We start from the raw sequence: 9,968 nt of genomic DNA on the forward strand, positions 1-9,968 counted from the left end.
CGTAACCCTTGTTGGTCAGCGGTCATCGAAATCGACCGCACTAAAGGCCGAATACATGACCGCTCCAGACTTACGCCGTCGTCGTCATTTTGCCTCTTGCCCAAGAGGGGCCGTCCATACATGACGACGTTGGGGAGGCTTCGGCCAATCCCCGGCCTTTGCGCCGATTTCACGGACAGAAACGGTGAACATCTGCCCGCCGACAACGGCGGCGCTCGCACTTTCCTGGAGTGCTCCTGGCACGTCTGCCGTTTGAGCCCATGGCCCCCGAAACCATCCGCCTTCGTTTTGCTGGCAAACAGAGCACAGTGTGAAGCAGTTCATAGAGTTATACTTGACGCTGCAAAACATTGACGTCCGATCTTCTGCCGCCACATAATCACCGCCGCCACCTTCTCGAAAGTTCTGTTTCAATTGACCTGGACCCCCTGCTTCCGGCGCGGTTTTTTTTGGCTGCATTGACGGGCCGGAACAGCCGGCGCTGCATCGGAGAGGACCGACAAATGGCCGTCGAGATAAAGGTTTCCGTCTACACCAATGGCGACGACGCCTTCGTCGCCTGGGCGCCGAGCGACTTCATCGCCGGATGCCGCGGCTTCCTGCTCGAGCGCGGCCGCAAGCTTGGCGCGACCGAGAAGATCGAGCCGGTGGAGAACCGCGTCGGCTTCACCAAGGACAAGCCGAAATCGGGCGACCACAGGCCCTCGGACGTCTGGCCGTTCCAGCGCTTCAACTGGACCGATCATGCGGCCGATGTCGGCAATGTCGTGCGCTACCGGGTCACCGCGATGATGAGCACGGGTCCCGGCAAGCCGCTGACGAAGGGCGTTTCCAGCGACTGGACGGAGTGGAAGACGCTTGCCACCGACGCAGGGGGCGGCTTTTCCTGCTACTTCAATCGCGGGCTGGTGCTGTCGCAGTTCGTTGCCCGCTACATGGCCAAGAACAGGCTGACGCCCGCGGCCTTCAAGAAGAGCCTGCAGACCAATGGCGACGCGAAATTCCGCGCCTTCCTCGAAGGCGATCTCGGCCTGCGCATGGTCGGGCTGACGCAAGGCGCCGGCGACGAGCTGCATGCCGCGCTCTACGAGCTCGGCGACGCCACGCTGGAGACGGCGCTGATCGGGCTCGGGCCGCGGCTCCATCTCATCCTCGCCAACGGTTCCGACAGAAAAGGCGACGGCAACAAGGCGGCGCGCAAGAACCTCAACGACCACGGCATCGCGACCATCGACCGGATGCTGAAATCGAAAGGGCTCGGCCACAACAAATTCGTCGTCGTCTCCGAAGATGGCGAGCCGAAGAAGGTGTGGACCGGCAGCACCAACTGGAGCACCACGGGCCTGTGCACGCAGGTCAACAACGGCCTGCTGATCGAGGACGCGGCTGTCGCGGCGCATTTCCGCAAGCATTGGGACCTCTTGAAGGATGCCTCGCCGCCGAAGACCGATCCGGCCAATTTCACGCCGGCGCTGATCGCCGACAACGACGCGCCGAAAACCTTCGCGGTCGGCAGCGCCAGGGCGACCGTGTGGTTCACCCGCACCTCGAACGGCGCCGACATGGATGCGCTGCGCGAGGTCATCACCTCGGCCAGGCAGGCGGTGCTGTTCCTGATGTTCACGCCGGGCAAGCAGGGGCTGCACACGCTTGCCGGAGAGCGAGCCAGGGAGAAAGGCATGTATGTGCGCGGCGTGGTCTCGACGCTGAGCGCCGACGAGGGCGGCACCGAGCAGAATTTCCTCGACATCGACCTGGTGAGCAGCGACCGCAAATTCACGCCCGACCGCTACGCGGTGGCGCAGCCGCAGGGCCTTGACGCGCCGCTCGGGCCGTGGATCGCCGAGGTCAACCGGCGGGAGTTCCTGTCGCAGATCGGCCACGCCATCGTGCACTCGAAGATACTGGTGACCGACCCGCATTCGAAGGATTGCGTGGTGGTGACCGGCAGCCACAATTTCTCGGCGCCGGCGAGCCAGAAGAACGACGAGAACCTGGTCATCGTGCGCGGCCACAGCAAGCTTGCCGCGGCCTATGCCACCTACGCGATGTCGGTCTACAGCCACTACCGCTACCGCTCCTACATCCGCGAGATGCGCGCGCAAGGCAAGACGCCGTGGAGCTATCTGGACGACGACGACCAGTGGCTGAAGACCGAGCTCCGCACCAAGGCGCAGGAGATCGCGTTCTGGACGGCGCAGAGTTAGAGTAAACGGCCCACAAGGGGGGAGATCAGCAGCTTCGGCGCCCCTACTCCTCCAGGTCGATCTCCTCGGTCTGGCCGCCGCTGCAGGTGTAGCAGCAATCCTCGCAAGACTCCTGGTTGTTGGGGCCGACGCCCCAATAGGTGCTTTCGTCGCCGTCCACCCAGGCGCCGTAGCAGATCTTCTCGCCCTCGTTGCAGGAGATCGGCAGTTGCTTGGTCTCGCCGTCGTCGAGATAGAAATCCTTGCCATTGCCCGGCCAGACATAGTCGCGGTCCTGGCTGTAGAGCTCGACGCGCATGGCGTTGGGATGGTTGTTCCTGATCTGGAAAGTGACGTCGCCGGCATGGGCGGCGGGCGCGATGAGGACGGCAAGCGAAAGCGCGGCGGCGGCGCGGCGCGCGAAAGAGATGGACATGAGAACCCCCGAGACAGAATCGGCCCCCACGGCCGATGGCGGATGATGGCATGAGGCGTGGCGATGCCAAGGGGTGGGGAGGAAAATTGTGGGGTGAATGTGGGGGATTGGCGAAGACGGCAGCGACGTCTGATCTCCCCCCTTGTGGGGGAGATGGCCGGCAGGCCAGAGGGGGGCGCGAAGGATCGCGGCTTCTCAGGATTAAGGTTCCTCGCCCCACGAAAGTGGGGAGAGGTGGCTCGGCGAAGCCGAGACGGAGAGGGGAGCGCCCTACGAAGGCCCCCTCTCCGTCCGCTTCGCGGCCACCTCTCCCCCGCCTTTGGCGGGGGCGAGGAACCCAAGCGTTGAGAAGTCGGCAGCCTCGACGCCCCCCTACTCCGCCAAGTCCACCGTCTCTGTCGAATGCTCCACGCAGATGAAACAGCAGGTATCGCAGGGCTGGTCGTTGTCGGGGCCGACGCCGGCGCTGACGGAATCGTCGCCGTCCACCCAGGCGCCCCAGCAGATATGCTCGCCGGGCTCGCAGGAGATCGGCACGGACTTTCGCGCCTTCGGCCGGATGAGGAAGACCTTGTCGCCGCCCGGCCAGACTTTCTGGCTGTCGCGGCTGAACAGCTCGAGCGCGACGCCGTCCGAGCGCTGGTTGCGCACGAAGATAGACATGTCGGCGGCGAAGGCCGGCGTGGTGAGGAGAAGGAGAGCGAGCAAAGCGCGAATCATGGCGAGGTCCCCGGGGGAGTAGAGCACGGGTGGAGAAGTGGCGCGACCTCCCCTTCCCCCCTTGTGGGGGTTGAGGAGGGGTCCGCGTAGCGGACGGGAAGCCAATTGCTTGGCTTTCCGAGCGACGAAAGCCCGGCAGGCCAGAGGGGGGCGCGAAGGAACGCGGTGCCGGCGAGTTCGCGTTTCCTCGCCCCACGAAAGTGGGGAGAGGTGGCTCGGCGAAGCCGAGACGGAGAGGGGAGCGCCCTACGAAGGCCCCTCTCCGTCCGCTTCGCGGACACCTCTCCCCGCCCGTGGCGGGGCGAGGAAACCTAGGCCTTGAGATGCCGGCGGGACAGCGCCCCGCTGTCCTGCCGGACATCTCCCCGCGAATCAGCGCTTCACCACCACATGCGGCGCAAACGTCTTCACCGCATCCACCAGGTCCGGCCCCCGCACGTCGAGCGAGGAGATCTCCATATGCACGGTGTTCCTGCCGAAAGGCATGAGGCCAAAGGCGTTGGCGGAGGAATAGCGGATTTCGTCGGGCGGCTCGCCGGTGAGCTCGAAATTGAGCATCGCCGCGCCCTTGCCGCCGGCGGCAAGCCGCACGCTTCTCACCTTGCTCCACGGCACCAGCACGTCGCCGGCGCGAGCATCGCGGAAGCCGCGCTGATCAAGCACCACCTTGACCGAAGTGTCGAAGGCGCCGCGGGCGATGAAGGCGCCGAGCCCCAGGCAGGCGGCGGCGAGCAGCGCGATCCACAGCACATGCCCGCCATCCGCGCCCGAAGCCACGCCCTGCAGCGCGCCGAAGCCGAAGACGCCGCCGATCAGGAACGGCCCGAGCGCCGGAAAGATCTTTCCCGACGGGCTGTTGCGGAGTTCGAGCGGCGCGGCCATGGCCTTCGCGCTCAGCGCTCCGCTTTCAGCAGAGTCCAGATCCAGCCGATGAAGGTCAGCACCAGGAACGGATAGCCGAGCGCCGGGAGCGGCGCGGAGGTTGGCAGCAGCGGCGCGCCCCACAGGATCATCAGGACCGAGACGGCAAAGAGCGCCGCGGCAATGAGCCCCGTGAGCCGCGTCCACAGCGCGAAGGTTGCCTGCGCGCTGACCATCACCAGCCCCGCCGCCCATAGCGCAATGCCGCCGGCATAGGAAGGCACGCTGGCCTGCAACCCCGCCGCATTGCCCGCCAGAAGCAGGCTTTCGCCGGCAAGGAAAGTGAGGAAGCCGGCCGCGACGAGGTCATTGCCGAGCCGCTGGTGTTTCATCGTGAGCAGCGCCGCCGCGATGACGATGCCCACGCCGTCGATGGTCCACAGTGTCTCGCGCAACGCATCGCTGCCAACGAAGGTGCCCGCCATGCCCAAAGCGCCGCCGACGGCGAGGCCGATCGCGGAGATGGTGTCAGAGGTGGAGCGCATGTGATGTCTCCCCAAGCCGGAGGGGAGAATACGCCAAGGTGGGGAGATGGTGAAGGGCGGGCAATTGGCCGTCGAGAGTTGGCAGCAACGCTGCCAACTCTCGAGCAGTCTGTCGCTCGGCAAGATTTGAGCGATATTGTGGCGCCGATTTGCCCGTCTCTCTCGCGCATTTGGCGTTCTTGCTTAAACGATCAGCGGAGAGCCATAATGGTGTCTATATCGGCATCGCTGTTAACGCCTAGGACCTTGTAGTCCTTGGAGCTTAAATTTACGACCAAGAGCAAATCTTTGGCTGGGTCGAACTTCGAGTTGATATTTATGGCGCTGGCTAACGCAGAGGCGAACGTCTCGGTTGCCTGTAGCGCAAAAAACGACGTCGTCTGTTTCCAGTAATTGCGCCCGACAGCCTTGTTCTGGATGGCCTCATTCACAGAAGCCCAGCGTTCCGAGTAGGTCCCATAGGTACTTTGTTCATCCGCAATGCGGAACGAAACCACAAATACACTCATATAAAGATTTCCTTATGTGGAAACCTTTGATCAGGTTGACAGCGAATCGATTGCGAGTATCCTCACTTTTGTGTCTTCGACTAGCCGCAACCCGACCAAAGGCTTTGCGGTTACCGACACGGAGCCGGGGTTGCAGCCCCGGCTTTGTCGTATCGAGATCAGCGGAATGCCAATCCGCAGAGAACTTGTGGCGAGTCGTTTTGGACCGTCAACGCTGAATCCGGTCTAAACCCCGAAAATTCGCGGATTTTCAGCAGTTTTTCACGAAATAAATTATGAAGCGCCTTGAATGAGCCACTGGCGTCTCGCCCACGGAGGTCCGTCGCCTGCGCTGGCTCCCATCCGCACCAACGTTCGCATCGACCTACCCGCGCAGTGTGCCGCAGGCAACGAAGATGGCGAAGGGAGATGCCCATAGGCACTCGGACTCGCCGTTTTCGAGTCGGCGTGGTACTTCTTTGAAGCTTTTGATTGAGTCTCTTTCAGAGTTCTTGGCTCTTGTCCGTTTTTCCCGACGCGCCAGACTACGAATACGTGGCCTACATTGACGAAGCCGGTGACCCTGGCATTCAACGAGTGCGCCCAATTGATAATGTTGGTGGCACAGAGTGGATAACCCTCTCTGCGGTGCTTGTCAGAAAACCCAATCTTTCAAATGCACCGCATTGGGTGAGAAATATTGTGGCCGACATCGGAGTTACGCAGCGCCGGGACCTACACTTCCGAGACCTTTCGCCAACTCGGAAGATGCGAGCCTGCACAATGTTGGCGGAACTGCCAGTTCGGTTGTTCGTGGTGTGCTCGAATAAAAGGAATATGAGGCAGTATCGAAATGAGCGAGCGGAAAAAGTACTGTCTAATCAATGGTTCTACAATTGGCTTGTACGGATTCTGATTGAGCGTGTCACGCACTATTGCGAGCGAGATTCAAATAAGCGTTTCGGCGCGCCGCGCTATGTAAAGTTTGAATTCTCGCAACGTGGCGGACATTCCTACAGCCAGACAGCGGCCTATCACGAGTTGCTGAAGCTTCAATCGAAATCCGATACGACCGTTTTGAAAAAGTGGGGGCCGAGATGGTCGGTGATGCACTGGAAGTTAGTCGACTACTATTCTCACAAAGATCGCGCCGGATTGCAGCTATCTGATGTTGTCGCGAGTTCGTTCTATCATGCCGTAGACAACCTAGATACAGGACCCTGCGACCCACGTTTTGCACGTTTGCTTCGCCCCCGCGTGGCTTTCCGTGGCACGTATAACTATGCCGATTATGGGGTTGTATTGCAGCCAACGCCGGATTGGAAAGCGGATATCAGCGAAGCACAAAGGGCGATTTTCAGGGACTTTGGCTACACGTTCCAAAAAAAGTGGTAGGCCCCGGCCCCTTTTCGTCCGCAGGGTTAGGCTATCATCCAATGGATAACCGTCTACGGATAAGGGCGGATGGCATCGAGCGAACTCAGCCTAGCCCCGGAGTGATCGGCGTTCCTACCGATCCATAGTATAAGTGATTTGGAAAAAATTGCAAGCGAATCAACAGTTTATCCGCTAACCTATTGATCGAGATTCGTTTTTCCTAGAGCACTAAGACCGGGCCGAGATGTCCGGCAAGGGGCTTGCTCCCGCCCATCTTCAGCCTGGATAAACGCCTCCTGCGGGATATCCACCGAACTGGCGCATCCGCTTCTTGCCTTCTTTCTGCTTGTCGAGCAGCTTGTGCATTGTGAGTCCCGTCGCCGCCGCAGCGTTGGCGGGGACGTCCTTCCTGAGCGCCGAGAACGGCTCGAGGGCTCCAAACCAGATAGAGCCGACTACTGGTTCATTTCACCAGTGCGCCACTCGATCGTTTCCAAAAATTGCGGTCTGGTCGATTTCATCCCAGCTGGTAGAGATGGGGCGTGTCCGGCCATTGGCATCGTACTAACCGTCTCCATTCGCAAAAAGCCGTCTTCGGAGACGTAAACGCAAAATGACTTCGTGACCGAGGCCATAGCGTCCGCTGTAACCCTAATCGTCAGCCAGTGTGGGAAAAGACTCTTGTGCAGCTCATGAAAGACTTTCTCGGAGGCCGCCGTCGCGTATTGCATTTTGACAAAATTGCTGCCCACCTCATCGAGTGCGACGATATCAATGCTGACCTTGTCATCTTTGCCGTTTAGCTCGAAAGTTTGGGCGAACGTATGCTGGCCTGTTTGAGAGTGCCTTTCCCGGCTGAGGCGGAACAGCATGCCTATTTCGGTAGCCGCCTCACCGCGGCGATTGATGAACTCCGTCATTTTGACTCGGCAGTTCTTTAAGTCCCCGTCCGAAAGATTGGTGATCGTGACCGAGTAAAACCGTAGAGCGAGGTTGTTGCCGCGGATTTTCGGCATAGTCGACTCCACGGGATCGCTGATTTCGATCCTGGGTTTCAGTGCGGCTTCCAATTCGTAGGCGCTATGGAACAATCGCAGAAACACGATCACGATGAAGATGGCGGCCGTCACTCCGACGATAGTGTAAGCTGGGTAGCTGATCTGAATTCCGAATTCGGTGGCCAGCCAAGTTAAAATAAGCGGCGCAATCAGACCAATAGCTTGATAGACGCGGGGTGTAACGCCGAGATCGCGCCATAAACACCCCAGAGGAACCGCATTCGCCCCATGTGCGCCTGATATCAACCGGACACCGGTTCGTCACTGGTTGGCAAACCGTGCTGAGCGAACCGGCTATCTACCGAATATAAGATCATTGAAATATCTGTTCAAAGGGGTGGCAAGGGGCAAGTAGGACTCGCGCTGCCAATCTCCACCGCGCAGCTTCAGCGCCGCGCTGGCGGGGGGCCCGCTGCCTGCCAGCAGCTCCCCCGCTTTCGAAGCCTGCCATCGATTCACTGGATCGATGGCTTGGCGCGCTCCGCGCGCCAACCGGCTTCTCAATCCCCCATCTTCAGCGCCTGGATAAACGCCTCCTGCGGGATATCGACCTTCCCAAACTGGCGCATCCGCTTCTTGCCCTCTTTCTGCTTGTCGAGCAGCTTGCGCTTGCGGGTCACGTCGCCGCCATAGCATTTGGCGGTGACGTCCTTGCGCAGCGCCGAGACGGTCTCGCGGGCGATGATGCGGCCGCCGATGGCGGCCTGGATCGGGATCTTGAAGAGGTGCTGCGGGATCAGCTCCTTCAGCTTCTCGCACATCTGCCGGCCGCGCTTCTCCGCCGCCGAGCGGTGCACCAGCATGGACAAAGCGTCGACCGGCTCGTCATTGACCAGGATCGACATCTTGACTAGGTCGCCTTCGCGATAGTCGGTGAGGTGATAGTCGAAGGAGGCGTAGCCCTTGGAGATCGACTTCAGCCGGTCGTAGAAATCGAACACCACCTCGTTGAGCGGCAAATCGTAGGTCAGCATGGCGCGCTTGCCGACATAGGAGAGGTCGGCCTGGATGCCGCGCCTGTCCTGGCAGAGCTTCAGGATGCCGCCGAGATAGTCGTCCGGCGTCAGGATGGTGGCGCGGATCCACGGCTCCTCGATCGAGGCGATCTTGACCACGTCTGGCATGTCGGCCGGGTTGTGCAGCTCCTTCACCGTGCCGTCGATGAGGTTCATGCGATAGACGACGCTGGGCGCAGTGGCGATGAGGTCGAGGTTGAACTCGCGCTCCAGCCGCTCCTGGATGATCTCCAGGTGCAGGAGCCCGAGGAAGCCGCAGCGGAAGCCGAAGCCGAGCGCGGCGGAGGTTTCCATCTCATAGGAGAAGCTGGCGTCATTGAGGCGCAGCTTGCCGACGGCGGCGCGCAGATCCTCGAAATCGGCGGCGTCGACCGGGAACAGGCCGCAGAACACCACCGGCTGCGCCGGCTTGAAGCCCGGCAGCGCCTTTTGCGTCGGGCGGCGGTCCTCGGTGATGGTGTCGCCGACGCGGGTGTCGGCCACTTCCTTGATCGAGCCGGTGAAGAAGCCGAACTCGCCGGGGCCGAGCTCGTCCACATTGACGCGGGCCGGCTTGAACACGCCGGTACGCTCGACCAGATATTTCGCGCCGGTGCCCATCATGCGGATGGTCTGGCCCTTCTTCATCACGCCGTCGATGATGCGCACCAGAACGATGACGCCGAGATAGGCGTCGTACCAGCTGTCGACCAGCATGGCCTTGAGCGGTGCGTTGATGTCGCCCTCGCGCGGCGGCGGCAGCTGATGGACGATCGCCTCCAGCACGTCCGGCACGCCCTGCCCGGTCTTGGCCGAGATCAGCACGGCGTTGGAGGCGTCGAGGCCGATCACCTCCTCCACCTGCTCGCGGATACGCTCTGGCTCGGCCGCCGGCAGGTCCACCTTGTTCAGCACCACGACGATCTCGTGGTTGTTGTCGATGGCCTGGTAGACATTGGCCAGCGTCTGCGCCTCGACGCCCTGTGAGGCGTCCACCACCAGCAGCGAGCCCTCGCAGGCGGCCAGCGAACGCGACACCTCATAGGCGAAGTCGACATGTCCGGGCGTGTCGATGAGGTTCAGCACATAATCCTCGCCGTTCCTGGCGCGGTAGTTGAGCCTGACCGTCTGTGCCTTGATGGTGATGCCGCGCTCGCGCTCGATATCCATCGAGTCCAGCACCTGCTCCTTCATGTCGCGCTCCTCCAGCGCGCCGGTGAGCTGGATCAGCCGGTCGGCAAGCGTGGATTTGCCATGGTCGATATGGGCGACGATGGAGAAATTGCGGATGTGGTCGAGGGG

At 61.3% G+C, this 9,968-nt stretch carries 9 protein-coding genes; 2 read left to right on the forward strand and 7 right to left on the reverse strand.

The window, feature by feature from the left end:
• Positions 1–503: 503 nt before the first annotated feature.
• Entirely contained in the window at positions 504–2,207 is a 1,704-nt protein-coding gene (locus EOA23_RS27475) for a phospholipase D-like domain-containing protein (RefSeq protein ID WP_127306451.1), read from the forward strand.
• A gap of 43 nt (positions 2,208–2,250) precedes the next feature.
• Here the strand turns inward: EOA23_RS27475 and EOA23_RS27480 are convergent, their stop codons facing one another.
• From EOA23_RS27480 to EOA23_RS27505, 5 genes are all read right to left on the reverse strand, one after another.
• Positions 2,251–2,622, reverse strand: coding sequence for a hypothetical protein (locus tag EOA23_RS27480; RefSeq protein ID WP_127306452.1), 372 nt, complete (start codon positions 2,620–2,622; stop codon positions 2,251–2,253).
• 372 nt (positions 2,623–2,994) lie between these two features.
• Positions 2,995–3,342, reverse strand: coding sequence for a hypothetical protein (locus tag EOA23_RS27490; protein ID WP_127306454.1), 348 nt, complete (start codon positions 3,340–3,342; stop codon positions 2,995–2,997).
• 372 nt (positions 3,343–3,714) lie between these two features.
• On the reverse strand, positions 3,715–4,224 hold the full coding sequence (locus EOA23_RS27495; RefSeq protein ID WP_127306455.1) for a hypothetical protein: 510 nt from the start codon (positions 4,222–4,224) through the stop codon (positions 3,715–3,717).
• Between the two features lie 11 nt (positions 4,225–4,235).
• Positions 4,236–4,748: a hypothetical protein gene (locus EOA23_RS35820; protein ID WP_189341725.1), complete on the reverse strand. Its 513-nt coding sequence runs from the start codon at positions 4,746–4,748 to the stop codon at positions 4,236–4,238.
• Between the two features lie 191 nt (positions 4,749–4,939).
• Positions 4,940–5,257 (reverse strand): hypothetical protein, encoded by a 318-nt coding sequence (locus EOA23_RS27505; protein ID WP_127306456.1) that lies wholly within the window; start codon positions 5,255–5,257, stop codon positions 4,940–4,942.
• Between the two features lie 534 nt (positions 5,258–5,791).
• On the opposite strand from EOA23_RS27505, the gene EOA23_RS27510 reads away from it, so the two are divergent.
• Positions 5,792–6,631, forward strand: coding sequence for a DUF3800 domain-containing protein (locus EOA23_RS27510; protein WP_245474359.1), 840 nt, complete (start codon positions 5,792–5,794; stop codon positions 6,629–6,631).
• A gap of 437 nt (positions 6,632–7,068) precedes the next feature.
• On the opposite strand, the gene EOA23_RS27520 is transcribed toward EOA23_RS27510, so the two are convergent.
• Together EOA23_RS27520 and lepA are read right to left on the reverse strand one after the other, a co-directional pair.
• Positions 7,069–7,917 (reverse strand): hypothetical protein, encoded by an 849-nt coding sequence (locus tag EOA23_RS27520; protein WP_127306459.1) that lies wholly within the window; start codon positions 7,915–7,917, stop codon positions 7,069–7,071.
• A gap of 254 nt (positions 7,918–8,171) precedes the next feature.
• The coding region (gene lepA / locus EOA23_RS27525) for a translation elongation factor 4 (protein ID WP_127306460.1) at positions 8,172–9,968 on the reverse strand (1,797 nt) is incomplete at its 5' end.

The sequence above is a fragment of the Mesorhizobium sp. M2A.F.Ca.ET.042.01.1.1 genome (assembly GCF_003997405.1).
Taxonomy (GTDB): Bacteria; Pseudomonadota; Alphaproteobacteria; order Rhizobiales; family Rhizobiaceae; genus Mesorhizobium.